The sequence below is a fragment of the Aeromonas oralensis genome (assembly GCF_049665575.1).
Classification (GTDB): domain Bacteria; phylum Pseudomonadota; class Gammaproteobacteria; order Enterobacterales; family Aeromonadaceae; genus Aeromonas; species Aeromonas hydrophila.
Genome location: NZ_CP187186.1, coordinates 1,995,629 through 2,020,468, shown reverse-complemented (window position 1 = coordinate 2,020,468; position 24,840 = coordinate 1,995,629). Strand labels below are relative to the sequence as shown.

Sequence of the window (24,840 nt, the reverse complement as noted above, 5' to 3'; positions counted from 1 at the left end):
TGGAGATCACACGAGCCATTATACTTAACAGTCTTGACCTTAAGTCAAATGTTCTTAGGCAGCGGCACCGGACTTGTTGATCACTTCGTCAAATGCAACTTCCTTCTCGGTCACCTGGGCCTTGGACAGGATCAGGTCGATGGCTTGATCTTCAACTGCCAGGTTGCGAACGCCGTTCAGCATCTGTTCGTTCTTCTGGTAGTACTCGATCACTTCCTTCGGATCTTCGTAGGCAGTGGCCATGGATTCGATGATGCTGTTGACGCGCGCTTCATCAGCCTTGATCTCGTTGGTACGGATCACGTCGCCCAGCAGCAGACCTACACGTACACGACGCTCGGCCTGGCCCTGGAACAGCTCTGCCGGCAGTTCAGGAGCGTTGCCGCCCTGGAAGCCGCCGAAACGCTGCAGCGCCTGCTGACGCAGGGCATCGATTTCCTGAGCAACGGCAGCCTTCGGCAGATCAATCTGGTTGGCTTCAACCAGACCATTCAGAACCTGCTCTTTCACGCTGTTTTTCAGGGCTTGAGCCAGTTCGCGCTCCATGTTCTTGCGCACTTCGGCTTTCAGCTCTTCAACGTTGCCGCTCTCGATGCCAAAACGCTTGACGAACTCTTCGGTCAGTTCAGGCAGGATCTGCTCTTCAACCTTGTTCAGCTTGGAAGCGAACTTGGCGGCTTTGCCTTTCAGGTTTTCAGCGTGGTAGTCAGCCGGGAAGGTCACGTCGATGGTGAACTCGTCGCCAGCTTTCTTGCCCATGATGGCGTCTTCGAAGCCCGGGATCATGCGACCGGCACCCAGTACCAGGTTGAAGCCTTCGGCCTTGCCGCCGTCGAACTCTTCACCGTCGATGGAACCGACGAAGTCCATGGTCACACGCATGCCATCGGCAGCGGCGGCGTCCACTTCACTCCAGGTTGCATGCTGCTTGCGCAGGGTGTCGATCATGTTGGCCAGATCTTCATCCTTCACGGTAGCAACCGGCTTCTCGACCTTGATGGTCTCGAGGCCAGCCACTTCAAACTCGGGGTACACTTCGAAGGTCGCGGTAAATTCGAAGTCCTGACCTTCCTGGATCTCTTTCGGATCCATGGTCGGGGCACCGGCCGGGCTCAGTTTGTTTTCGATGATGGCCTTGATGAAGTTGCTCTGCATCATTTCGTCAGCAACGCGAGCATGAGCCATGGCGCCGAACATCTTCTTGATGATGGCAACCGGAGCCTTGCCAGGACGGAAACCGTCGATGCGACGGGTTTTGGCCAGGCCGTTCAATTCTTTGCGCACGGCGGCGTCAACGGTAGCGGCCGGTACGGTGATGGTAAGACGGCGTTCCAGACCCTGGGTTGTCTCTACAGAAACTTGCATTCTTCTACCTCGTTCAACTCAGCACTGCGTGCTGACCCTTTATTGCCCCTGGGCAAAGCCCGGAGTCTTCCTGTTTATAAAGACAACGACTGTCTTTGTGATGAGAAAATATGACGCGACATTATAGCGGCGCACTTTGATCGAGTCGAGCCACACGTCCCCCAACCGGGCAGGGGATGGCACAATTCCCGCCAAACTGCCCCTTATATGGGGAATAGCGGGGCCGACTTCAAGCACGCAAGCCGCAAGAATTTGCACTTGCTCACCTTTTTTCGTGCAAGAGCCTACTTTTTCACCTCACATCCCTCCATAACGGTCTCTTTTCGCCCCCTGCGACCCAAATTGTCCACCCCGCCCCTTCAACCATTGCGTCCATGACCATCGCTCGTTATGGTGGCAGCCATCTTGATAAGTCTGGAGTCACCGACATGGCCTTTTTCCGCTTCTTGTTCAATCTGCTCTGGTTCGTACTGGGAGGCGTCTTCATGGGGCTGGCCTGGTGGCTGGCCGGGCTGATCTGTTTTATCTCCCTCATCGGGATCCCCTGGGGACGTGCCTGCTTCGTCATCGGCACCTTTACCTTCTTCCCGTTCGGCAAGCAGGCGGTCAACCGCAAGACCATGACCGGTCTGAGCGACATGGGCACCGGCACCATGGGGCTGATTGGCAACATCATCTGGTTCGTGCTCATCGGGATCTGGCTGGCCATCGGCCACATCGCCTCGGCACTGGCCTGCTTCGTCACCATCGTCGGCATCCCGTTCGGCATCCAGCACCTCAAGCTGGCGCTCATCAGCCTGGCCCCTATCGGCCAGATGATCGTCACCAATCAGGAGGCTGAATCCGGCCGTTATATTCGCTGAAGGCGATGCCGCCAGCCGTAAAAAAGGGCAGACTAGGGTCTGCCCTTTTTCATTGCCATCTTCGAGGTCATCCATGCTGCCCAGCCACTTCTTCGCCAATCTCGCCCGCATGAAGCTCATCTACCGCTGGCCGCTGATGCGCAACATCCAGCCCGAGAACATCGCCGAGCACAGTCTGCAGGTAGCCATGGTTGCCCACGCCCTCGGCCTCATCAAAAACCGGCTCTTTGGTGGCAGCGTGGATGCCGATCGCGCCGCCGTCATGGCCCTCTATCACGACAGCAGCGAGGTGCTGACCGGCGATCTGCCCACCCCGGTCAAGTACTTCAATCCCGAGATTGCCCGCGAATACAAGAAGATTGAGCTGGCCGCCGAGCAGCGCCTGCTGGGCATGTTGCCGCCGGAGCTGGTCGAGGACTTTCGCCCGCTGCTCGATTCGGCAGCCCAGGATGGCGAGCTGGCCAGGCTGGTGAAGGATGCCGATACCCTCTGCGCCTATACCAAGTGCCTGGAAGAGATCAATGCCGGCAACCGGGAGTTCGAGCCGGCGCGCAAGCGCCTCGAGCAGATGCTGGCGGCCCGGATGAGCGACGAGATGCGCTACTTCATCGACATCTTCGTGGCGAGCTTCTCGCTGCCGCTGGATGAACTCAACGCCCACTAAACCAGCCAGCGCCCCTCAAAACAGCAGGGCCCGCCGGTTTGCACCGGCGGGCCCTTCGTTTTTATCAGCAGACAGATGCTGCGTATCAGTGCCCCAACTCCCGGGACGGCACCAGCCCGCTTGCCCGCCAGGCGGGGTAAAGGGTGGCCAGCAGGCTCATCAGGATGGCGGCGCCGGTCACGATGACCAAGTCCTGCATGTGCAGCTCGGTCGGCAGGAAGTCGATGAAGTAGATGTCCGGGTTGAGGAAGCGGTGGCCAATGAGCTTCTCGATAACACCCAGGATCTGGGTCAGCTTGCTGGAGAGCAGGCCGCCCAGCAGGGCGCCGAGCAAGGCACCCGCCACCCCGTTCACCATCCCCTGAATGACGAAGGTAAGCCGGATCTGGCCCGGGCTCGCCCCCATGGTCTTCAAGATGGCGATTTCGCTGCGCTTCTCGTTCACTGCCATCACCAGGGTGGAGACGATGTTGAAACAGGCCACCGCCACCACCATCAGCATCACCACGTACATCACGGTGCGCACCATCTGGATGTCCTGGTAGAGATAACCCTGGCGGCTCATCCAGCTGCTGATGTAGACGTAGTGCGGGAACTTCTGGGCGGCTGCCACCGTGATGGACTGCGCCTTGAGCACGTCGTTCACCTTGAGGCTGAAGCCCTCTACCGCACTGCCCATGCCGGTAATGGCCTGGGCATCAACCAGATGCATGAAGCCGAGCACCCCATCAAGCTGGCCACCGATCTCGAGCAGCCCCACCACCTTGAGAGACTCGCGCTTCGGGTTCTTGATGCCGGCTGCATCGCCGCCCTGGGGCAGCAACAAGGTGACAGTGTCCCCTATCTTGACCCCCAGCTTGTCGGCGATGGTCTTGCCGAGGATGAGGCCGTGCTCGCCGGCTTCCAGCTCGCGCAGACCACGCCCCGTCATATAGTTGCCCGCATCGGACAGATTGGCTTCAAGCTCCGGCAACACGGCGCGCACCTGCAGCCCCTTGAGGGCACTGCCGTGCTCCAGCAGGCCGTCGAGCCGGATCACCGGGGCGGCAGCCTCCACCCCGGGCTGGGCCAGCAGGTAGTCCCGCAGCTTGGGCCAGTTGGGGAGCGGTGCCTCCATTCCCATCAGCTCGCCGTGAGGCACCACGGAGAGCACCCGGTTCTTGAGCTCTCGCTCAAAGCCATTCATGGCGGAGAGCCCCAGGATCAGCGCCATCACCCCGAGGGCGATACCGATGAGGGAGGAGGCGGAGATAAAGGCGATGAAGCCGTTGCGACGGCGAGAGCGGCTGTAACGCAGGCCCAGAAACAGGGGCAGCGGTTTGAACATCAGGCGACCTCCGCCATCACGCCGCTCACCAGGGTCACCCGGCGATGAAGCTTGGCAGCCAGGCTGAGATCGTGGGTCACCACCACGAACGCGGTGCCGAGCTCGCGGTTGAGCTCGCAGAGCAGCTCATAGACGGCGGCGGCGCTGGCGTGATCCAGGTTGCCGGTGGGCTCGTCCGCCAGCACCAGGCTGGGTTCGTTGACCAGAGCACGGGCGATGGCCACCCGCTGGCGTTCGCCACCGGAGAGCTCGGACGGTCTGTGGTTGAGACGGTGGGAAAGCCCTACCCGCCCCAGCATCCGGCTCGCCTTGTCGGTCGCGCTGGCCACCGACTCACCGGCGATCAGCAGCGGCATGGCGGCATTTTCCAGCGCGCTGAACTCGGAGAGCAGGTGGTGGAACTGGTAAACGAAACCCAGCTCCTGATTGCGAAACTTCGCCTGGGTACGGCTGTCCCAGCGATGGATGTCCTGCCCCTTGAACAGCACGGCGCCACTGGAGGGGTTGTCGAGCGCCCCCATCAGGTGCAGCAGGGTGGTTTTGCCGGAACCCGAGCTGCCCACCACCGCCAGCATCTCGCCGGGCGCCACGCTAAGATCGATGCCCTTGAGTACCTGGGTCTCCAGATCGCCCTCTTTGTAGACATGGTTGAGGGCCTGACAGCGCAGCAGCGGCTCGCAGGAGACGGATTGATTCATAAAGGAGGCTCCACTTGCACCTGTAACAACGCTGGCGCCGGCAGCAACGCCGGTACCAGTAACAACAGAAGATGAATTATTCATAACGCAGCGCCTCGGCCGGTTTGACCCGGGCCGCACGGGCCGCCGGGTAGAGGGTGGCGCTGAAGCTGAGCAGCACGGCACCCAGCAAAATGGTCACGACCTGGGCGGGTTCGACGATGACCGGCAGGCCCGAGCCGCCGGCCGTCATGTAGAGGTTGAGCCCCACCGCATCAAGCAAGGGGTTGAGCCCCATGGAGAGCGCCAGTCCAGCCAGACCGCCGAACAGGGCGCCGATGACGCCGCTGGAGGCCCCCAGCACCATGAAGATCTTGACGATGCCCGCCTCGCTCATGCCCATGGTGCGCAGGATGGCCACCTCCCCTTCCTTGTCGGTCACCACCATCACCAGGGCTGAGAGGATGTTGAAGGTGGCAACCGCGATGATCAGCACCAGCATCAATCCCATCATCCGTTTTTCCATGGCCACCGCCTGGAACAGCTCGCCGCGCTCGCGGCGCCAGTCCTGCCACTCCAGCCCGTCCGGCAGCGCCGTCTTCACCACCTCGTCGGCGGCGAAGGGGTCATCCAGCCAGAGGCGGATGCCGCCCACCTGATCCGCAGGCAGGCGCAGCATCCGCTGGGCATCCCCCAGCGCAATCAGGGCGACCTGGCTGTCCACATCGGCGCCGACCCCGAAGATGCCGGAGACGGTAAAGAGGCGCTGGGCCGGTACCCGACCAAACGGGGTGAAGCGGGTGCCTTCGGTCAGGATCAGACGGACCTGGTCGCCCATGGAGACCTTGAGGCGATTGGCCACCCCCTGCCCCAGCACTATGTGGTATTCGCCGGCCTGCAGGCTGTCCAGACGCCCCATCTGCATCTGGGCGTGCAGGATGTCGTCCTTGGGCCACTGGGCGGGATCGATACCCTGCACACTGACGCCGGTGAGCTGACCGGGGCTTTGCAGCATGCCTTCACTGTCGAGCATGGGGGCATGGGCAATCACGTGCGGCAGCCTGGCCAGGTCCGGCAGGCCCTGCGGCGCGGCATCGATGCGCCCCGCCGGGCTGGTCACCACCACATGGGGGATCACCCCCAGGATGCGCCCCTTGAGCTGCCCTTCAAAACCGTTCATCACCGAGATGACCACCATCAGGGCGGCGACCCCGATGGCGATGCCGAAAGTGGAAAACAGGGAGATAAATGAAACGAAGCGATTGCTGCGTCGCGAGCCTGCATAACGCAGGCCGATGGCCAGCGACAGTGGCTGAAAAAGTCCAGTCTTCAAGGATATCTACATTGCCAACAAAATAAGATACCGGATAATAAAGGGAAACCGTCTATGACAACAAGGGATAGCCTCCATGCAGGAACAGTTCTTCAGTGTCACCCATGCCACACCGGTCAATGTGATCCCCATGCCCGGTGACTTTCATCTGCCCTCGCTGGAAGCACTGGAGGCCGAGCTGCCCGAACCCTTTCGCATCGCCTCCGCCATTACCTCCATCGACATGGTGACCAGCCGCCTGATCCGCAATCAGAACGATTCGATGCACGATCTGGTGGAGATCATCAACCAGCAGTCGCGCAAGATCGACATGATCATGGGCTATGTGCTGTCGGTACAGGATCACCCGGAACATCGCTTTCACACTCTGCGCTTTGGTGCTGGCCAGCTGACCTATCTGCATCCCCATCAGGGCCACGGCGAGGTGCCACACCTGCACCAGATAGTGCGGCTCAAGATCTTCCTGCGCGAAGAGGCGTCCGCCGTCTACTGCTACGGCCAGGTCAAGCAGCTGGAACCGAGCGAGCACGGTACCCACGTGATGCTCGACTATGTGCGGCTCCGCGAGGATGACCGTGAACTGCTGGTACGCGCCAGCCTGCATATCCAGTCCAAACAGCTCAAACTTCGTGCGCAAGACCGTCAACGTTAAAAGAATCGAATGATGCCAATGAAGCTTCCCGCCTTGCCCGCCAAGGCGGGCCAAAAGTTAACGCTCGGCCAGCTGACAGGCAGCAGCCTCTCGCTGATGGCCGCCCGCCTCACGCAGGAGGCTCATCGCCCCGTCCTGCTGGTGACCGCCGATACCCCGAGCGCCCTGCGCCTCGAACAGGAACTGCAATACCTGCTGGCCGACACTGGCTGCCCGGTGCTGCTGTTCCCGGACTGGGAGACCCTGCCCTACGACACCTTCTCCCCCCATCAGGACATCATCTCCCAGCGGCTCGAGACCCTCTACAAGCTGCCGCAGATGAGCAGCGGCGTGCTGATCGTGCCCATCTCTACCCTGATGCTGCGCACGGCGCCCCGGGTTTATCTCGACAAATACAGCCTGATGGTGAAAAGCGGCCAGCGCCTCAATCTGCAGCAGCTGCGCGCGCGCCTCGCCGAGGCGGGCTATGTGGCAGTGGAGCAGGTGCTGGAGCACGGCGAATTTGCCGCCCGCGGCTCCCTGCTCGATCTCTTCCCCATGGGCAGCAGCAGCCCCTATCGCATCGACTTCTTCGACGACGAAGTGGACTCCATCCGCCCGTTCGACCCCGAGACCCAGCGCTCCAGCGAGCCGGTCAAGAGCGTCAGCCTGTTGCCGGCCCGGGAGTTTCCCACCGACGAGGGTGCCATCGAGCTGTTTCGCGGCCAGTATCGCGAACAGTTCGAGATCTCCCGCGCCGAGGGCTCCGTCTATCAGGAGGTGAGCAAGGGGCGCTGGCCGGCCGGCATCGAGTACTATCTGCCACTCTTCTTCCAGCAGACCGCCAGCCTGTTTGACCACCTGCCAGAGAACACCCTGCTGCTGACCGTGGGAGAGATCTACCCCGCCGCCCAGCGCTTCTGGAACGACATCAGCCAGCGCTACGAGGACAGGCGCTGGGACAATACCCGTCCCCTGTTGCCACCCCAGCAGATCTATCTGCCGGTGGAGCAGCTGTTTGCGGCGCTCGGCCAGTACGCGGCCGTGCGACTGCAGGAGGCGCCCACCGCCGGTGATGCGGGCCAGCACGACCTGCCCATCTCGGCGCTGCCCGAGCTGCAGCTCGATCACAGCAAGGAGCAGCCGCTGCTGGCCCTCAACCAGTTCCTACAAGGCTTTGCCGGCCGCACCCTGTTTGCGGTGGAGTCCGAGGGGCGGCGCGAGGTACTGGGCGATCTGCTGGCCCGCATCGCGCTGCAGCCCAAGGAGTTCGCATCACTCGATGCCTTCATCACCAGCAAGGCCCGTCACGGCCTGCTGGTGGCACCGCTCGAGCGCGGCTTCTTGCTGCGAGAGCCAGGGCAGGAGGAGCTCGCGCTCATCACCGAGACCGAACTGCTGGGCGGCAAGATCCGCAGCAAACGGCAACGGGAGAAGAGCAAGAACCTGAGCTCGGATGCGGTGATCCGCAACCTCGGCGAGCTGACCCAGGGCCAGCCGGTGGTGCACCTGGATCACGGGGTCGGCCGCTATCTGGGGCTGGAGACCATCGACGCCGGCGGCCTGCCCACCGAGTTTCTGACCCTGGAATATGCCGGCGGCGACAAGCTGTTCGTGCCAGTCACCAGTTTGCACCTGATCAGCCGTTATACCGGCTCGGACAACCCGCCCAGCCACAAGCTCGGCGGCGAGGCCTGGGTCAAGGCCCGGCGCAAGGCGGCCGAAAAGGTGCGCGACGTGGCAGCCGAACTGCTGGATGTCTATGCCATGCGGGCGGCCCGTCACGGCTTTGCCTTCAAGCACGATCGCGAGGCCTATCGCCAGTTTGCCGCCGGCTTCCCGTTCGAGGAGACCGATGATCAGCTCAACGCCATCAATGCGGTGCTCGGCGACATGTGCCAGGCCAAGAGCATGGATCGGCTGGTGTGTGGCGACGTGGGCTTTGGCAAGACCGAGGTAGCGATGCGGGCGGCGTTTGTGGCAGTGCACGGCGGCAAGCAGGTGGCCGTGCTGGTGCCCACCACCCTGCTCGCTCAGCAGCACTACGACAACTTCCGCGACCGCTTCGCCAACTGGCCGGTGCGGGTCGAGGTACTGAGCCGCTTCCGCTCCGCCAAGGAGCAGACCACGGTGATGAAAGAGCTGGCCGAGGGAAAGGTGGACATCATCATCGGCACCCACAAGCTGCTGGGCGCCGAGCTCACCTTCAAGGATCTGGGACTGCTCATCGTCGACGAGGAGCATCGCTTCGGGGTGCGCCAGAAGGAGAAGATCAAGGCGCTGCGGGCCGACGTGGACATCCTCACCCTCACCGCCACCCCCATTCCACGTACCCTCAACATGGCGATGTCGGGCATGCGGGATCTCTCCATCATCGCCACCCCGCCCGCCAAGCGGCTCGCCATCAAGACCTTCGTGCGCCAGCAGGAGCCGGCGGTCACCCGCGAGGCGGTGCTGCGGGAATTGAAACGCGGCGGCCAGGTCTACTACCTGCACAACGACGTGGAGAGCATCGAGAAGTGCGCGGCGGATCTTGCCGAGCTGGTGCCGGAGGCGCGCATCGGCATCGCCCACGGCCAGATGCGTGAGCGCGAGCTCGAGCGGGTGATGTCGGACTTCTACCACCAGCGCTTCAACCTGCTGGTCTGCACCACCATCATCGAGACCGGCATCGACGTGCCGAGCGCAAACACCATCATCATGGATCGGGCAGATCACCTCGGTCTGGCCCAGCTGCACCAGCTGCGGGGCCGGGTCGGTCGCTCCCACCATCAGGCCTATGCCTACCTGCTCACCCCCCATCCCAAGCTGATGACCAAGGATGCGGCCAAGCGGCTGGAGGCCATTGCGTCCCTTGAAGATCTGGGCGCTGGCTTTGCGCTGGCCACCCACGATCTGGAGATCCGCGGCGCCGGCGAACTGCTCGGCGACGATCAGAGCGGCCAGATTGAATCGGTCGGCTTCACCCTCTACATGGAGATGCTGGAGCAGGCGGTCGAGGCGCTGAAATCGGGCAAGGAGCCGTCGCTCGAACAACTCATGAGCCAGCACACCGAGGTGGAACTGCGCCTGCCTGCCTTGCTCCCGGACGACTACATCCCTGACGTCAACATGCGGCTCTCCATGTACAAACGGATCGCCAGCGCGGCGGACGAGCAGGAGCTGCGCGAACTGAAAGTGGAGCTTATCGATCGCTTCGGCCTGTTGCCGGAGCCGACCAAAACCCTGCTGGAGCTGGCCGCCTTCCGTCAGCGCGCCACGGCGCTGGGCATTCGCCGGGTGGAGATGAGCGAGCGCGGTGGCTATCTGGACTTTACCCAAGAAACCAAGGTCAACCCTGCCTATCTGGTCAAGCTGCTCTCCGAGCAGCCGCGCATCTACAAGATGGACGGGCCGACCCGGCTGCGCTTCCAGGTGCCGACCCAAGACAGGGCCATGCGCCTCAAGCTGGTGGATGGCCTGCTGGCGGATCTCGCCAGCCACGCCAACCCCTGAGGGGGGTGATGAGGCGGCCAGCCGCTCACCCAAATAAAAGGCTATGTCCCAATTACGTGTTGCATGGGGCGCCCCAGCGCCTCATGCAAGCAACATGAGATATTCACTTCCCGCCCATAGCGCTCCAACATCCTTCGCCAACCCAGATAATTCCTCAGATAGTGGGTCGCGACCCCATGGAACCGTTCCATCCACTCCTTCAATCGCCTGTGGTACCCGTTCACATGTTGGATGTGATATGCACCTACCACTCGCTCTCCCGCACGGTTGTGCACCACTTGGTGGGTCATGCCCTGCGACTTGCTGAAACTGGCATACACCCCAGCGCCATCGCTGCACAGGACGACATCCGGGGCGATAAGCGGCTCAAGCACCGCCTTAACTGCCCTGGCATTCAGCTGCTCCAACTGGAAGTCAGCCAGGTGACCTGCTCTGTCTTGCACCACCATCACCGGGATGTAATCCGGCCCTGTGCCTCGGGTACAGCCTTTGCCTCCACGATGGCGGGCCGGGCGGGGCAATCCGCGCTGTCCTTTGAACGACGCTAAGAAGAAGGTCTCATCGACCTCGACGATACCCTCTTCCCGTACTGCCTGGTGGCTAGCCATAGCCTTCAGGAAGCGGTGGCGCCATAAAAAGGCGGTGTTTTTACCGACCCCACAGCGGAGCGCCGCCTGCCGGACGGTCAGACCTTCGATGAGGGCCTGAGCATAGTCTTCCCAGCATTGTGGCTTGCGAAGTCGGGCGAGAGGCGTGTTGGTGAGAACGGAACTGGTGCGCAAACACTGCTTGCAGCGATAACGGCGCAGCCCGCGAGACCAGCCCCAGGGAGCCAACTGTGTGGCCTCGGCCTGACAGTGAGGGCAGCATTGGCATGCGGGCAGTTGAGTGGCCAACGAGGTGATGGGGTGAGGGGTGGTGAGTTCATGTTGCGCGAGACGACGCTGACGCAAAGTGAGTAATGGGAAGAGGGACAGTAGGTGTTGAAAGGCTTGGGTATCCATGGTGGAGGCCCTCAAGGTGATGACCTACTTCAAGATTAGCCTTTCAACACATAACTGGGACAGAGCCTTTTTTATGGGCTGGCCGGCGCGCCGGTTTCACCCTGCGCCGGGTGCAGCACCAGGTTGAACAGCGCCGCCACCATGTCCGACTGGGTCAGGATCCCCACCAGCTGCTCGCCATCCACCACCGGCATGTGGTGCAGGCCGCCATCGGAGAAGGCGCCCACCAGATCGTAGAGCGGCTGATAGCGGCGGGCGATCGACACGTTGCGGGTCATCAGGTCCGCGACCCGCAGTTCGGCCAGATCCGCGGCGCCTCGCGGCTGTTGCAGCGTCCGATCGATCATCAGGTCGTGCAGGGTGATGATGCCGGTCAGCCGGCCGGCCTCATCCACCACCGGCAACGCCTTCACCTGATGGTGGGAGAGCAGTTGCCAGGCCGCCATGGCCGGCTGCTGCGCCGCTATCAGGATCAGATCCCGCGACATCACCTCCTGCACCCGCACTGTGCCCACCCTGGCCCGCAGGGCGTGCAGCTGGGCCTCCTGCAGCAGCACCTGCAGATCCTGGCGGCTGATGTCGAGCAGCTCGCCGTGCTTTTCCAGCGCAAAGTCGATGTCCGCCGCCTGGGTCGCCACCCGCTCGCTCGGCTGGGGATCGGCGGTCTGATGGCGATTGGGCTGGGCCTGACCGCTGTTGGGATAACGGCGCCCCAGCAGCCGGTTGTAGCAGAGCGCCAGTAGCAGCAACAAGAGCGAATTGAGCAGCACCGGCAGCAGCACATAGCCGACCCCGAGCTGGCGGATCCCCTCGCCGCCGATGACCGCGGTCAAGGCCACGGCGCCGCCGGGCGGATGCAGGCTGCGGGTGAGAAACATGGCGGCGATGGCCAGCATCACGGCAAGGGCCGCCGCCAGCGCCGGATCCGCCACCAGGCTGGCACTCAGCACCCCCATCAGCGCCGAGACCCCGTTGCCCACCACGATGGACCAGGGCTGGGCCAGCGGGCTGGCGGGCGCGGCAAACAGCAGCACGGCGGAGGCCCCCATGGGGGCGATCAGCCAATGAACCTCAAGCCCCAGCCCCCAGCGACACAAGAGGGCGGTACCCAGCAACCCGACGAAGGCGCCCAGGGCGCCGTAACAACTCTCTTTGATACTGGTATTGGTGGATACCGGAAAAAAATCCCTGAACTGCATGGGGCTCCTGCGCGGATAACATTTATTTCAAATGCGCAATTTTAACGGCATCCTCTCGCCCAATACCACCGTCAGATGCAGCCAGGCCCCTCTTATTTGGTGACGCGCGGCCTCATGGGAGTCACACCGCCATCCCTCTGCTCCCCGCGCTCGTCACGAAACTGTGATGCAGCAACAAATTCTTACAAAAAAGCCGCTGACGCACCCCTTTCCCCCTTCTCTTAACACGCCCTTAAGAATCGCAGTGTCATCTTGAGCTCATCTTCATGCACGGAGCCACTACTTATGAGCACCATCAGAGATGCCCTTCGCCGCTTCGACGGCCAGCGCCGCTGCTGGACCGCCGGGCTGGAGCGGGCCGCCCTCGCCTGGCTCGCGCGTCAAGGCCGACTGCCGGCGAGCAGCCAGCCTCCCCGGCGGATCCTGGTCATTCGCAGTACCTGCCGCATCGGCAACAACCTGTTTTTGCTGCCCTTCTTGCAAAAGGTGCGCAGCGCCCACCCCCACGCCGAGATTGAGCTGGTGTGCAGCGGCGGCCAGCTGCTCCCCTTTCTGGCCGATCTGCAGCTGCAGCGCATTCATCCGGTCAAGCTGCAGGGCAAGCGGCTGCTGGCCTCCCTGTCGGTGCTCTGGCGGCTGCGCCGTCAGCACTACGATCGGGTCTACGTGCCTTTTGCCTCCAGCACCGATCACCTGATCGCCGGCTGGGTGAAGGCCCGCGAGAAGCTGGGCTTTGACGATGCCAAGGGCGATGCCCTGTTCCCCCAGCCCCTCACTCCCAACCAGCACTGCCATTACGCCCACCAGCCGCTGCAACTGCTCGGCATGCACGGCCATCTCGCCGATCAGATTGAGCTCGGCAGCTTGCTGCACAGCGCCAGCCCACGGCTGGTGGCACTCAGGCATGACTACCCGGCGCGGCCGCTCATCGGCTTTTTCACTGGCGCCCGCAAAGGCAAAGGGCTCTCTCTGCCCCAGTGGCAACGACTGCTCGGGGATCTGCGCCGCCACTACCCCAGCGCCCTGCTGATCCAGCTCGAGGATCCCGCCGACCCCCAGCCCCGGCTCGGGGACGTGCAAGTCTCCCTCGCCAGCCTGAGCGAGCTGGCCCGCTTTGCCGGTGGCCTCTCCCTCTTCATCAGCGGCGACACCGGGCCTCTGCACCTGGCTGCCGCCAGCGGCGTGCCCTGCCTCGGTCTCTTTACCCAGACCGATCCCGCCCGCTACGGCTGCCTCGGCGCCCAGCACCTCAATATGGTGATCGGTGATCGCAATGCCATCCCCCTCGATCACCACTGGCTGGCCGAGGCGCTGGCAAGGGAACCCCAGCCGCAGCAGCTGCCGAGCGCCCCCTCGCCCGTCCCAAGCCCAGGGCTTGCCAGCGGCGCCTTTGTCGTCACCCTCTGAGGGGCTTCAAACTACAAAAAAGAGAGGAAGGCTTGCGCCTTCCCTCGTTCGTTATGCCCGAACTCTCTTGTTGTTTGCTGATGCTTTTCAGGCCAGTTCGGCGCGCAGCGCCTTGGTGGCATCGACCATCACCTTGAGGGCCGCCTCGGTCTCTTCCCAGCCGCGGGTCTTGAGGCCGCAATCCGGGTTGACCCACAGCCGCTCGGCCGGGATCTGCTTGGCCGCCTTGCGCAGCAGGCCTTCAATCCAGCTCTGGCTCGGCACGTTCGGCGAGTGGATGTCATAGACGCCCGGGCCGATTTCGTTGGGGTAGTTGAAGCGCTCGAACGCTTCGAGCAGCTGCATCTGGCTGCGGCTGGTCTCGATGGTGATCACGTCCGCATCCAGCGCCGCCACCGCCTCGATGATGAGGTTGAAGTCGCTGTAACACATGTGGGTGTGGATCTGGGTGCTGTCCGCCACCGGGCTTGCGCTCAGACGGAAAGCCCGTACCGCCCAGTCGAGATAAGCCTGATGATCCTGCTTGCGCAGCGGCAGACCTTCACGGATCGCCGGCTCGTCGATCTGGATGATCTTGATGCCGGCAGCTTCGAGATCTGCCACCTCGTCACGAATGGCCAGGCCAATCTGCAGGGCGGACTGCTCGCGGCTCACGTCTTCGCGGGGGAAGGACCAGCAGAGGATGGTCACCGGGCCGGTCAGCATGCCCTTGACCGGCTTGTCGGTCAGGCTCTGGGCAAACTTCGTCCACTCAAGGGTCATGGGGGTCGGTCGGTCGATGTCACGGGTGATCACCGGCGGCTTGACGCAGCGCGAGCCATAGCTCTGTACCCAGCCGAAGCGGGTGATGGCAAAGCCGTCCAGCAGCTCACCGAAATACTCCACCATGTCGTTGCGCTCGGCTTCGCCGTGCACCAACACGTCCAGCCCGATGGCCTCCTGGCGCAGGATGGCATCCTTGATCTGGGCCTGAATGCCCGCCTCGTAGGCACTGTCGTCGATGCGACCGGCGCGCCAATCCTGGCGCAGCACCCGAATTTCCGAGGTCTGCGGGAAGGAGCCGATGGTGGTGGTCGGCAACAGCGGCAGCTTGAGATCCGAGCGCTGTGCCTCGGCCCGCACCGGGTAGGCACTGTGGCGATCGAAATCGCTGTTGGTCAGGCTGGCGAGCCGTGACTGCACCGCCTTCTTGTGGACCCGGCTGTCGGACTCCCGATCCACGATGGGCTGGCTGTAGGCATTGATCTTGTCCAGCTCCCCGCCATTGAGATGGTCAGCCAGCAGCCCCAGCTCGTAGCATTTTTGCAGGGCAAAGGCGAACCAGCTGCGGGTCTGGGCATCCAGCTCGTGCTCGAGGGTCAAGTCCACCGGGCTGTGCAGCAAGGAGCAGGAGGAACCGACCCAGAGCCGCTCGCCAAGCTTATCCTTCAGCGATTTTAGAGTCGGTACCAGCTTGGCCAGGTTGGCACGCCAGACGTTGCGACCGTTGATGACCCCGGCCGAGATGACCCACTGGGCCGGCAGGTGCGGGACTAGCGTCTCCAGCTGCTCGGGCGCCGCCACCAGATCCAGGTGCAGGCCATCCACCTTCAGGCTGGTGATGATGTCGCGCTGATGGGCAACAGAGCCAAAATAGGTGGTGAGCAGCAGCTTGCAGGGGCCAGCCAGACGCTCGTAAGCGTTGAGATAGGCGAGACGCCACTCGTCCGGCAGGTCCAGCGCCAGCGCCGGCTCGTCGATCTGCACCCACTCCACCCCCTGGGCAGCCAGTTTCGCCAGGATCTCCTGATAGACGATGAGCAGACGGTCGAGCAGTTCGAGGCGGGAGAAGCCGCTCTCTTTCTCCTTGCCAAGCCACAGGTAGGAGACGGGCCCCAGCAACACCGCCTTGACCGGCAGCCCCAGTGCTTTTGCCTCTTCGACTTCGTCAAACAGCTGGCTCCAGCCCAGTTTGAAGCGCTGGTCGCGGCTGAATTCGGGCACCAGGTAGTGGTAGTTGGTATTGAACCACTTGGTCATCTCGGCGGCGGCCGCAGCCGGGCCGGTCGGCACACGACCACGGGCGACCCGGAACAGGGTATCGAGATCGGTATCGCCATGACGGTGGCGGGCGGGGATGGCATCCACCAGCAGGCTGGTGCCGAGCACCTGATCGTACCAGGCGAAGTCACCCACCGGCAGCAGGGTCACACCAGCCTGTTGCTGGGCCTGCCAGTGACGCTCACGCAGGCTCTTGCCGGTGGCGATGAGTTCGGCCTGGCTGGTCTCACCGCGCCAGTAGGATTCGAGGGCAAATTTCAGCTCGCGCTTGGCGCCGATACGGGGAAAGCCCAGGGTGTGTGCGCAGGTCATAGGTTCCATTCCTTATGCTCATTCATCTGATGGTGAACTGGATGATTTGGCCATCCAGATGTTTACACATCCAAAATGACAAGGTAAGGTGGCGTTGGCTATTGAATCCTTTTCAACTGGCTCTCAAGAAATTCTCAAGGCTGGCGCCAAGCCGCCGCCCAGGCACAACAAGGAGGGATACCATGGCGGTGTCAAGCAACCCGGGGATCGACATCAAGCACCTGAAAACGGTGAGCGCGCTGGCCGAGCAGGGCTCGCTGGCCGGTGCGGCGCTGACCCTCAACCTCACTCAGTCCGCCCTCTCCCACCAGCTCAAGGAGCTGGAGACCCGCCTCAATCTGGAGCTCTATCTGCGCAAGAGCCGCCCCCTGGTGCTGACTGCGGGCCGGCAACCAGCTGCTGGGGCTAGCCCACCAGGTGCTGCCGGCGCTGGCACAGACCGAAAAACAGCTGCAGGCCCTACACAGCGGCGACGCCGGTCGCCTCCACCTGGCGCTCGATTGCCACAGCTGCATCCAGTGGCTGCTGCCGCTGTTGCCCGATTTTCGCCGCCAGTGGCCGGGGGTGGATCTGGAGGTGGAGTCGGTGCCGGGCTTTGATGCCATCAGCGCCCTGCTCGGCGGCCAGCTCGACTTGCTGCTCACTTCGGACGTGCAGGCGCGCGGCGATCTCCACTTCGAGCCGCTGTTCGCCTTCGAGCTGGTGCTGGTGATGGCGCCGGACCACCCCCTCTGTGGGCAGCAAACCATCAAGCCTGAGGATCTGCGCCCCGAGGTGCTGCTGGTCTACCCGGTGGAGCGGGCGCGGATGGACGTGTTCAGCCGCTTCCTGCAGCCAGCCGGCATCGAGCCCGCCCGCTGCAAGCCGGTGGACAACACCTCCGTGATGCTGCAGATGGCCGCCGCCGGCCTTGGCGTCGCCGCCCTGCCGCGCTGGGCCTGCGAGGAGTTCGTGCGGCAGGGGCTGCTCGAGGCGCGCCCGCTCGCCGAGGGGGTGCGCCGCCACATGTATGGTGCCGTGCGCGCCGCCGATCGGGATCAAGCCTGTTTGCAGAGCCTGTTCGAGCGCATTCGCAGCAAGATGGGCGACGCAAAAGCGCAGTAATCTACACAGCGAGGCGCAATAAAAAGCCGCCTGAGGGCGGCTTGTCATCACGCAGGGCTTCTCTGTTCATGCACCCTCTTCACCGCTCGCCGCCCCCCGTCGCCGCGGGCAGTTGGCGCACAGCTCACCATCGCGGCGCTTGTAGTGCAGGCAGCAGCGCTGGCGCACATAACCGACCAAGCCGGCCGCTGGCGGCCAGGGCGCCGGCTGCCATCCCGCCAGATGCTCGGCCGGCAGGCCGCAGGCAGCAAGCCAGTGCGGTGCATGGGCCGCCACCTCGGCGTGGCTTATCTCGTCAAAGAACGCCGGTACCCGCACCAGCGCCGCCAGCAGATCGTCCGCCAAGAGCGGACGCACGAAGCCCGGCCGCAGCCGCTGCACCTGCCCGAGCGCTGCGAACAGTGCCTGCCAATGGGCCTGCAGCCGCTCGCCCGCCACCTTGATCAAAAGCTCCAGCTCCCCCTTGATCATAGGCTCGGCCCGGCAGGGTAAAGCCCGATACCAGCCCATCCTGATAGCCCTGGCCCAGCCTCTCCAGCGCCGGCACGGCCCGCAGCCGATAGACGGCCACCATGGCCAGATAGATGGATTGCCAGCAGAGCATGCCCCAGCTGCGGGTGAGCCAGTAGGCGGGACCCGCCTCCGGATGGGCCAGCCGCCAATACTCGTGCAGCGCGGCCGCCACCTCGGCCGACGTGGCCTGCTTGGTCGCCGTCAACAGCGCCGCAGCCTCGCCGGCAGCCACCAGCCGCCCCTTGAGGGAAGGGATAAGCCCGGCGGCGGCCGCGAACAGGGCGCAGTGATCCGCCAGCGCCTGCAGATCCGGCTCGCGCCGTGCGCCCGGAGTGCGGGCACGGCGACCGGCGCCGGTCATGGGGTGAGAGAGTCCCGGGCGCGGCCCGGGACGCAGGGTCAGAATGCGTATTTGAGTCGCGCCTCCACGCTGCGCTCTGCCCCGAACCAGCAGTTGTTCTGGTCGTAGCAGGAGTAGTAGGTCTTGTTGAACAGATTGCTGGCACTGAGTGACACCTCCACCCCTTGCAGGCGCTGGCTGAGTTGGGCCAGATCGTAGGAGGCAGCCATGTCCATCAGCAGGTAATCCGGCACCGTATCGGTGTTGGCGGCATCAAGCTGGGCCTCCCCCACATAGCGCAGACCGGCCCCCAGGCGCCCCCCTTCCAGCGGACCGGCCGGCAGGTAGTTGCTCCAGAGCGAAGCCATTTGCTTGGGCACCCAGACCGGAGTCTTGCCCTGCAGGCTGGTGGTGTCGCGGGTGATCTCCATCTCCTGGCGGGTATAGCTCAGCGCCAGATCCCAGCGGCTGGTAAGGTCGACGCGCCCCTCCAGCTCGACCCCCTTGGAGACCATCTCGCCGGTCTGCAACTTGGGCCCGTAGACATTGTCTGGATCCGTCACCAGGGCATTTTGTTTGGTGATGTGGAACGCCGAGATTGTGGCGGTTTTGCTCATGTCCTCGGAGAGGAACTTGAGCCCCCCCTCCCACTGCCGGCCGGTGGCCGGTTTGAACGCCTGGCCCTGCTTGTCCGCCCCCGCCACCGGCTCGAAACTCTCGGCATAGCTCACATAGGGCGAGAGGCCGTGATCCAGCTCGTAGAGGGCACCGAGGCGCAGCGAGAGGTTGTCCTGATCAATCTGTGCCAGGGTGTTGCTCGCCGCCCCCTGATAGAGGGTCCGGCTGTCGGTGTCCATCCGGTAGCGGTCGTAGCGGGCGCCGCCGATGGCCACCAACCGATCGAGGCGCACCTGATCCTGCAGGTAGAGGCCGCTCTGATACTGGCGGATGGTTCGGTTGTCCTGATAGTTGAAGGCCAGGTCTGCCGGCACTATCTGCTGGTGGTTCGGGTTGAAGATGTCGATGGCCGGGGCAGAGTAGTCGAGAGTATCCCGGTAGAGAATGCGCGCATCCAGATACTGGTAATCCACCCCCAGCAGCAGGTTGTGCTGGGCCTTGCCAGTCTGCACCTTGCCCGCCAGCTGGTTGTCGATGACAAAGCCGCGAGAGTCTTCATCGGTCAGGTAGGCGTTGCGGGCCAGGGTGCGGTTATCGGCCGCCAGCGCCGCGTTGTAGGTGTTCTGCTGGTTGGCCGAGGCATCCATGTAGCGGGCGTTTTGCAGCAGCTGCCAGTTGGCGTTGAAGTCGTGGCTCAGCTTGTAGCCGAGCAGGGTCACCTCCCGGCTGTAGTGGTTCCAGTTTTCATCGCCAAGGAAGGTATCGCTGCCCAGCTGGCCCAGCGGGTTGGATTTGACCGAGCCGCTGGCCGGTACCGTGGTGTAGATGCCGGCTTGCGGGTCTTTCTGGTAATAGAGGTTGAGGTTTAGCAGAGTGCGATCACTCAACTGCCAGTCGAGAGAGGGCGCCAGCACGTAGCGCTCCTCCTCTGAGGTCACCGCCTGGCCCTCTTTCTGGCGGGCCAGCCCCACCAGCCGATAGGCAAACTGCTCGTTGAGGGCACCGGTGCTGTCAAGGGTCAGCTCCTTGAGGGTGCCCGTCCCGCTCGCCACGCTGACGCTGTGCCTGCTCTCCCGCTGGGGGCGCTTGGCGATGAGGTTGACCATGCCGCCGGGGGGCATGCTGCCGTATAGCACGGAGGTGGGCCCCTTGAACACTTCCAGCTGCTCGATGGCCACCGGATCGATCTGGGGCTGCAGGTTCCAGTCGTTGTACTGCAGCAGCAGGCCGTCGTAGAAGTTCTGGTAGTTGTCAAAGCCGCGGATGTTGAACAGATCCAGCCGGTTGACCGCCCCGCCCCGTAGCTCGGTGTTGACGCCGGGCACGTAGCGCAGCGCCTCGCTCACCGAGCTGACGCCGCGCTGTTCCAGGGTCTCCCCCTCCACCACCGAAATGGCCTGGGGCGTCTCCAGGGGGTCGAGCCGGGTCTTGGTCGCAGTGTTGCGATAGGTCTCGCCGAGCACGGTCAGGGTCTCGTCGACCCGGGTCTGTGTCGGGCGCTCGGCAGCAGCTGCCTGCACAGGGCCAGCCAACAGGGCGGAGATAGTCGCGGCGACCAGGGTCAAAGGGGGTGAGTGGCGTACATCTGATCCTCGAATGCAATGAGTGAATAGTAACAAATCTCATTTGCATTTTATTGGGTCATTTTGCCCTTGAATTAACAATTTGGGGCATGTTGGCACTGAAAAGGGAGAAAATGAGGCCACTCTGGCCCCATCCGGCAACCTCAACTGACGGCAGCAACACAGGCGATGCCGAATGGATAGCAAAGCCTGGCGCAGCAAAAAGGGAAAGAGAGATAGCAGCGCCCGGCATCCGCCGGGCAAGAGGTGCCGGCTCACAGAGGCGAGACGGGCAGCCAATACTCCATGCGGGCATCCGGCTGGTTGCCGTCAAAATCGGGGGCGTAACGCTCAAGCTCGAAACCGTCCACACCGCGATAGCCGGAGCTTGGCAGCCAGTGCAGGATGAACCAGTTGAGGGTCTGCCCCAGCTGGCTGACGGGGCCCACGTGACTTAGCACCGCGTAGGTCTGGGCCGGCACCGGGAGGTGCGCCAGACCGGCGGACAAACTGGCCCCCGCCTCCATCACGCTGCCCGCCCAGTAGGGGAGCAACTCGCCGGCACCAGAAACATCCACCACCCCCACCCGCTCCTGCCCGGGTGGCAAACCGCCCGCCGTGCGCAGGGCACGCCAGATGGCGGGCACCGTCTGTTGAAAGTCGGGGACGGTGGCAAACAGCCCGCGGATCTGCCCCTTCACCCCTTGCAGGATAAAGCCCGGCTGGCTCTCGATCCGCACCTGTACCAGCCTGGCAGGCATGGGTTGCGGCAGGGTAGCCCGCACCAGGGGGGTACGCAGCCCCAGCCGCAGGCCGCGCTTGCGATAGGCCAGCGGCGAGCAGCCGAACTGCTGCTTGAAGGCGCGGCTGAAGCTCACCTCTGAGCCAAAACCGTAACAGAGCGCCAGATCCAGCACCCGCTGGCGGCCAGAGAGCAGCGCCTCTGCCGCCTGGCTCAGCTTGAGCTCGCGCACATAGTGGGCCACCGTCAGCCCCGTCTCATGGAGGAACACCCGCTGCAGCTGCCAGCGCGACCAGCAGCTCTGCTCCGCCAGCTCGGCCAGCGCCAGCGGCTGATCCAGATTGGCGTGGATGTAGTCGAGTACCCGTTCGATACGGGTCAGCTGGCTGTGCGGCTGGGGCACGGCGCCCGGAATGGTGGACAAGATGGTCATGACGAGATCGGATCTGGGCTGTCGGCAAGGCGCTACGCGCAAGGGCCCCATTAAACATGGCCGCGACCTTGGCGGCAAGCGCTGGCCGCTGCGCTCACCCCGGCCCCCTTGCCCACCCCTTAGGCCAGCGCGTCAAGCCAGCTTGGCAGACTGTCACAAAAGTGACGCGTTACCCTGTCAGATTGTTTGAAAACAAATATATCAATTACCTCAAAAAGCCCATAAAGTCCTCGTTCGAATCCTTTACGCAGGGAGAGCCAAGATGAAGAAAGTTGCCTTGATCACCGGAGCCCGTGGCGGCATCGGATCCGCCATCACCACCGCCTTGCTGGCCCAGGGGTATCGCATCATCGCCACCCACTCCAGCGCCAACGGGGCGGCGGCGCACGACTGGTACGGGGAGCAGGGTTTTCGGCCGGATCAGGTGCGGCTGCTGGCGCTGGACGTGGCCGACACCGCCATGTGCCGCGACACCCTGGGCCGATTGCTGCAGGATGAAGGGCGGGTGGATGTGCTGGTCAACAATGCCGGCATCACCCGGGACGGGGCCTTCAAGCGGATGACTCCGGAGCAGTGGTTCGAGGTGATCCACACCAACCTGTGCAGCCTCTACAACGTGACCCAGCCGCTGTTTGACGCCATGTGCGAGCAGCGCGATGCCCGCATCATCAACATCTCCTCGGTCAATGGCCAGAAGGGGCAGTTCGGCCAGGTCAACTACTCGGCCGCCAAGGCGGGCATGCTGGGCTTCACCAAGGCGCTGGCGGCGGAAGGGGCCCGCTTCGGAGTGACGGTCAACGCCATCGCCCCCGGCTACACCGCCACCCCCATGGTGGAGGCGATCCGCACCGACATCCTGGACAGCATCAAGGCCGACATCCCCATGCGCCGACTGGCCAAGCCGGAAGAGATCGCCGCCGCCGTGGTGTTTCTTGCCAGCGAGGCGGGTGCCTATATCACCGGTGAGACCCTGGCCATCAACGGCGGCCTCTACATGAAGTGAGGCCGGGCCTGGTCTCACCGGCATTGCATCGACAGAGGGCAGCCCGCGGGCTGCCCTCTTTGTTTGATCCTTGTTTGCTCTTCGTTTGCTCCGGCCAACCGGAACGGCCTTCTTCCTTGCCCGGACTACGGACGTGTCGCCGCGGCCCCCACCGGTTCGGCGAAGTGGCTGCGCAGGGCGGCGATCACCCGGCGCACCTTCTCCGGGATCTCCCGCTGCGGGGTGATGGCGTGGATCTCCATGGGTGGCACCCGAAAGCCCGGCAGCAGCTCCAGCAGGCGACCCGAGGCGAGATCTTCGGCGATCTCCCCCTCCGGCTGCAGCGACACCCCCTGCCCCGCCAGGGTGAACTGGCGCAGCGGCAGCACGTTGTTGCAGACCACCCGCGGCTTGGGCTTGACCCTGTGCCCCTGCCCCTTCTCGTCGAAGAAGGTCAGGCCGCCGCTCAGCATATCGGCGGCCAGCCAGTCATGATCCAGCAACGCCTCCGGGCTGCGCGGGGTACCCTTGCGCGCCAGATAGGCGGGCGAGGCGCACAACAGCATCCGGGTCTGGCCCAGCTTGCGCGCCACCAGAGTGGAGTCCGAGAGCGTGCCGACCCGCAGCGCCACGTCGATGCGCTCGGCAATGAGATCCCGCTTCTCGTCGTCGGCGATGATCTGGATGCACAGGCCGGGGTGAGCCTGCAGCAGCGGCGAGAGAGCCCGCGCCAGCGGCTGGCCGGCCATCCCCACCGGGGCGGTGATCCGAACTTCACCGAGCAGGCTGTCACGCACCTCCGAGAGGCGCAGCTCGGTCTGGTTGAGGGTCTGCTGCAGGGACTGGCACCCCTGCCACACCACCTCCCCCGCCTCGGTCAGGTTGAGGCGGCGGGTGGAGCGGTGCAGCAGGGTGAGGCCGAGCAGGCTCTCCAGCTGGCTGATATGCTGACTGACGGCGGAAGGTGTCATGCCGAGAGCCTTGGCGGCGCCGGTCATGCTGCCCGCCTCGACCACGGCGGCGAAGATGGCGTAACGCTTGAGCTGTTCCATTATTAAATCCAGCTTATAAGTGAATGCAATTTACAACGGATTATTAAATCACATTCGGGGGCGTAGGATAGCCCCATTCCAACAGTGAAGGAGAATCTCCCATGAAAATTGCCCTGATCGGTGCCAGCGGTTTTGTCGGTACAGCCATCCTCAATGAAGCCGTCAGCCGCGGCCATCACGTCACCGCCATCGTGCGTGACGTGAGCAAGGTCGCCGCTCACCCGCAGGTCACCGTCGTGGCGGTGGATGCCCAGGACAGCCAGGCGCTGGCCAAGGTGCTCAAGGGGCACGATCGGGTGATCAGCGCCTACAACCCGGGCTGGACTGCCCCGGACATCTACGACCAGTACCTCAAGGGGGCCAGCGCCATCGTGGCCGCTGCCTTCGCGGCCAACAGCTGGCTGCTGGTGGTCGGTGGTGCCGGCAGTCTGGAAATTGCCCCGGGCGTGCAACTGGTGGATACCCCGGAATTCCCTGCCGAGTGGAAACAGGGGGCCTTGGCCGCCCGCGACGGCCTCACCGCCCTGCGCCGTGAAACCACCCTCGACTGGCGTTTCGTCTCCCCGCCCGTGTTCCTGGAACCCGGCGAGAAGCGCGGCGGCTACCGGCTCGGTGCCGATCAGGTGCTGTTCAGCGGTGAACAACCGGCCGGGATCACGGTTGGCGATCTGGCCGACGGCGTGCTCAACGAAGCGGAAAAACCAGCCCACCTGCGCCAGCGCTTTACCCTGGGTTACTGAGCCTGAGCCAGGCACCACACAGGACCGCAACGCCCGTCACACAAAGGGAGGCATCAGCCTCCCTTTTTGCATCTCTGCATTTTCCGCATCTCTGTACAGCCAGCGATGCTCGCCTCTTTTTGGCTCAAGTTGAGCTCACATGGCGCTCAAGCCGGTATATGCCGAGTCAGGCCAACATGGGTGTCAAGTGCGCCGGTATATTGCCATTATCGCCGCTCAATCGGCAGCCACCCGGATGGGTGGCGAATTCTATTTCGATTTTTGTATATAACTAAGAATAATTTGTTGTTTCCGTCTTATAACTCCGAACAGTAGCATCTCCCTCAATCCAAATGGCGCCAGCCCTGGCAACAGGGCGTTGGCTGGTTTATCGGTCAGGGCGTCGTCGTTTTCATGTCAGGTGTGCGGGTAACATCCCGCCCCTGGCCAGTGAGGAG

17 protein-coding genes and 2 pseudogenes are annotated in these 24,840 nt (G+C 63.5%); 8 read left to right on the top strand and 11 right to left on the bottom strand.

Annotation, left to right across the window (positions count from 1 at the left end; all coding sequences use genetic code 11):
- Positions 1–54 precede the first annotated feature (54 nt).
- On the bottom strand, positions 55–1,365 hold the full coding sequence (tig, locus tag ACPDZI_RS09580; RefSeq protein WP_016350912.1) for a trigger factor: 1,311 nt from the start codon (positions 1,363–1,365) through the stop codon (positions 55–57).
- A 428-nt stretch (positions 1,366–1,793) separates the two neighbouring features.
- Here tig and ACPDZI_RS09575 point away from each other — a divergent pair, with 428 nt between their 5' ends.
- Both ACPDZI_RS09575 and yfbR read left to right on the top strand, forming a co-directional pair.
- Positions 1,794–2,228: a YccF domain-containing protein gene (locus ACPDZI_RS09575; RefSeq protein ID WP_011705879.1), complete on the top strand. Its 435-nt coding sequence runs from the start codon at positions 1,794–1,796 to the stop codon at positions 2,226–2,228.
- Between the two features lie 73 nt (positions 2,229–2,301).
- Complete coding sequence (gene yfbR / locus ACPDZI_RS09570) at positions 2,302–2,892, top strand: 5'-deoxynucleotidase (protein ID WP_011705878.1); 591 nt, start codon at positions 2,302–2,304, stop codon at positions 2,890–2,892.
- Between the two features lie 85 nt (positions 2,893–2,977).
- Here yfbR and lolE read toward each other — a convergent pair whose 3' ends face one another.
- From lolE to ACPDZI_RS09555, 3 genes are all read right to left on the bottom strand, one after another.
- Complete coding sequence (lolE, locus tag ACPDZI_RS09565) at positions 2,978–4,219, bottom strand: lipoprotein-releasing ABC transporter permease subunit LolE (protein ID WP_438834421.1); 1,242 nt, start codon at positions 4,217–4,219, stop codon at positions 2,978–2,980.
- On the bottom strand, positions 4,219–4,917 hold the full coding sequence (gene lolD, locus ACPDZI_RS09560; protein WP_175610106.1) for a lipoprotein-releasing ABC transporter ATP-binding protein LolD: 699 nt from the start codon (positions 4,915–4,917) through the stop codon (positions 4,219–4,221). Before lolD ends, lolE begins: the two co-directional genes overlap by 1 nt.
- Positions 4,918–4,993: 76 nt before the next feature.
- Positions 4,994–6,229, bottom strand: coding sequence for a lipoprotein-releasing ABC transporter permease subunit (locus ACPDZI_RS09555; protein WP_016350916.1), 1,236 nt, complete (start codon positions 6,227–6,229; stop codon positions 4,994–4,996).
- Between the two features lie 76 nt (positions 6,230–6,305).
- Between ACPDZI_RS09555 and ACPDZI_RS09550 the strand changes: the two genes are divergently transcribed.
- Positions 6,306–6,881: a PilZ domain-containing protein gene (locus tag ACPDZI_RS09550; protein ID WP_168967333.1), complete on the top strand. Its 576-nt coding sequence runs from the start codon at positions 6,306–6,308 to the stop codon at positions 6,879–6,881.
- A gap of 9 nt (positions 6,882–6,890) precedes the next feature.
- Complete coding sequence (gene mfd, locus ACPDZI_RS09545) at positions 6,891–10,355, top strand: transcription-repair coupling factor (protein WP_438834420.1); 3,465 nt, start codon at positions 6,891–6,893, stop codon at positions 10,353–10,355.
- 41 nt (positions 10,356–10,396) lie between these two features.
- Here mfd and ACPDZI_RS09540 read toward each other — a convergent pair whose 3' ends face one another.
- Both ACPDZI_RS09540 and ACPDZI_RS09535 read right to left on the bottom strand, forming a co-directional pair.
- Positions 10,397–11,359, bottom strand: coding sequence for an IS1595 family transposase (locus ACPDZI_RS09540; RefSeq protein ID WP_438834419.1), 963 nt, complete (start codon positions 11,357–11,359; stop codon positions 10,397–10,399).
- A gap of 71 nt (positions 11,360–11,430) precedes the next feature.
- Entirely contained in the window at positions 11,431–12,558 is a 1,128-nt protein-coding gene (locus ACPDZI_RS09535; RefSeq protein ID WP_438834418.1) for an HPP family protein, read from the bottom strand.
- A gap of 285 nt (positions 12,559–12,843) precedes the next feature.
- Here ACPDZI_RS09535 and ACPDZI_RS09530 point away from each other — a divergent pair, with 285 nt between their 5' ends.
- The gene (locus ACPDZI_RS09530) at positions 12,844–13,965 is read left to right on the top strand and encodes a glycosyltransferase family 9 protein (protein ID WP_438834417.1); all 1,122 of its coding nucleotides are present in this window, start codon (positions 12,844–12,846) and stop codon (positions 13,963–13,965) included.
- Between the two features lie 87 nt (positions 13,966–14,052).
- Here ACPDZI_RS09530 and metE read toward each other — a convergent pair whose 3' ends face one another.
- Positions 14,053–16,317 (bottom strand): 5-methyltetrahydropteroyltriglutamate--homocysteine S-methyltransferase, encoded by a 2,265-nt coding sequence (metE, locus tag ACPDZI_RS09525; RefSeq protein ID WP_438834416.1) that lies wholly within the window; start codon positions 16,315–16,317, stop codon positions 14,053–14,055.
- 182 nt (positions 16,318–16,499) lie between these two features.
- Here metE and ACPDZI_RS09520 point away from each other — a divergent pair.
- Positions 16,500–17,421 (top strand): annotated as a pseudogene (locus tag ACPDZI_RS09520) (LysR substrate-binding domain-containing protein).
- A 66-nt stretch (positions 17,422–17,487) separates the two neighbouring features.
- On the opposite strand, the pseudogene ACPDZI_RS09515 reads toward ACPDZI_RS09520, so the two are convergent.
- The 3 genes and pseudogenes from ACPDZI_RS09515 to ACPDZI_RS09505 form a co-directional block, all read right to left on the bottom strand.
- A pseudogene (locus ACPDZI_RS09515) lies at positions 17,488–18,295 on the bottom strand (siderophore ferric iron reductase).
- A 38-nt stretch (positions 18,296–18,333) separates the two neighbouring features.
- The gene (locus ACPDZI_RS09510; RefSeq protein ID WP_438834415.1) at positions 18,334–20,457 is read right to left on the bottom strand and encodes a TonB-dependent siderophore receptor; all 2,124 of its coding nucleotides are present in this window, start codon (positions 20,455–20,457) and stop codon (positions 18,334–18,336) included.
- A 272-nt stretch (positions 20,458–20,729) separates the two neighbouring features.
- Positions 20,730–21,707 carry a helix-turn-helix domain-containing protein gene (locus ACPDZI_RS09505; RefSeq protein WP_438834414.1) on the bottom strand — a complete coding sequence of 326 codons (978 nt, stop codon included), beginning with the start codon at positions 21,705–21,707 and terminating at the stop codon, positions 20,730–20,732.
- Positions 21,708–21,891: 184 nt separating this feature from the next.
- On the opposite strand from ACPDZI_RS09505, the gene ACPDZI_RS09500 reads away from it, so the two are divergent.
- Positions 21,892–22,632 carry an SDR family oxidoreductase gene (locus tag ACPDZI_RS09500; RefSeq protein WP_016350525.1) on the top strand — a complete coding sequence of 247 codons (741 nt, stop codon included), beginning with the start codon at positions 21,892–21,894 and terminating at the stop codon, positions 22,630–22,632.
- A gap of 125 nt (positions 22,633–22,757) precedes the next feature.
- On the opposite strand, the gene ACPDZI_RS09495 is transcribed toward ACPDZI_RS09500, so the two are convergent.
- Entirely contained in the window at positions 22,758–23,663 is a 906-nt protein-coding gene (locus ACPDZI_RS09495) for a LysR family transcriptional regulator (RefSeq protein WP_005300262.1), read from the bottom strand.
- A gap of 101 nt (positions 23,664–23,764) precedes the next feature.
- Here ACPDZI_RS09495 and ACPDZI_RS09490 point away from each other — a divergent pair, with 101 nt between their 5' ends.
- Positions 23,765–24,403, top strand: coding sequence for an NAD(P)-dependent oxidoreductase (locus ACPDZI_RS09490; RefSeq protein ID WP_438834413.1), 639 nt, complete (start codon positions 23,765–23,767; stop codon positions 24,401–24,403).
- Positions 24,404–24,840 lie beyond the last annotated feature (437 nt).

What these genes read in the sequence shown, in the direction of transcription:
- ACPDZI_RS09495 (WP_005300262.1), bottom strand. Translation starts at nt 23,663, where the DNA reads ATGGAACAGCTCAAGCGTTACGCCATCTTCGCCGCCGTGGTCGAGGCG.
- ACPDZI_RS09535 (WP_438834418.1), bottom strand. Translation starts at nt 12,558, where the DNA reads ATGCAGTTCAGGGATTTTTTTCCGGTATCCACCAATACCAGTATCAAA.
- ACPDZI_RS09530 (WP_438834417.1), top strand. Translation starts at nt 12,844, where the DNA reads ATGAGCACCATCAGAGATGCCCTTCGCCGCTTCGACGGCCAGCGCCGC.
- ACPDZI_RS09540 (WP_438834419.1), bottom strand. Translation starts at nt 11,359, where the DNA reads ATGGATACCCAAGCCTTTCAACACCTACTGTCCCTCTTCCCATTACTC.
- ACPDZI_RS09490 (WP_438834413.1), top strand. Translation starts at nt 23,765, where the DNA reads ATGAAAATTGCCCTGATCGGTGCCAGCGGTTTTGTCGGTACAGCCATC.
- lolD (WP_175610106.1), bottom strand. Translation starts at nt 4,917, where the DNA reads ATGAATCAATCCGTCTCCTGCGAGCCGCTGCTGCGCTGTCAGGCCCTC.
- mfd (WP_438834420.1), top strand. Translation starts at nt 6,891, where the DNA reads ATGATGCCAATGAAGCTTCCCGCCTTGCCCGCCAAGGCGGGCCAAAAG.
- ACPDZI_RS09500 (WP_016350525.1), top strand. Translation starts at nt 21,892, where the DNA reads ATGAAGAAAGTTGCCTTGATCACCGGAGCCCGTGGCGGCATCGGATCC.
- lolE (WP_438834421.1), bottom strand. Translation starts at nt 4,219, where the DNA reads ATGTTCAAACCGCTGCCCCTGTTTCTGGGCCTGCGTTACAGCCGCTCT.
- metE (WP_438834416.1), bottom strand. Translation starts at nt 16,317, where the DNA reads ATGACCTGCGCACACACCCTGGGCTTTCCCCGTATCGGCGCCAAGCGC.
- tig (WP_016350912.1), bottom strand. Translation starts at nt 1,365, where the DNA reads ATGCAAGTTTCTGTAGAGACAACCCAGGGTCTGGAACGCCGTCTTACC.
- ACPDZI_RS09575 (WP_011705879.1), top strand. Translation starts at nt 1,794, where the DNA reads ATGGCCTTTTTCCGCTTCTTGTTCAATCTGCTCTGGTTCGTACTGGGA.
- yfbR (WP_011705878.1), top strand. Translation starts at nt 2,302, where the DNA reads ATGCTGCCCAGCCACTTCTTCGCCAATCTCGCCCGCATGAAGCTCATC.
- ACPDZI_RS09550 (WP_168967333.1), top strand. Translation starts at nt 6,306, where the DNA reads ATGCAGGAACAGTTCTTCAGTGTCACCCATGCCACACCGGTCAATGTG.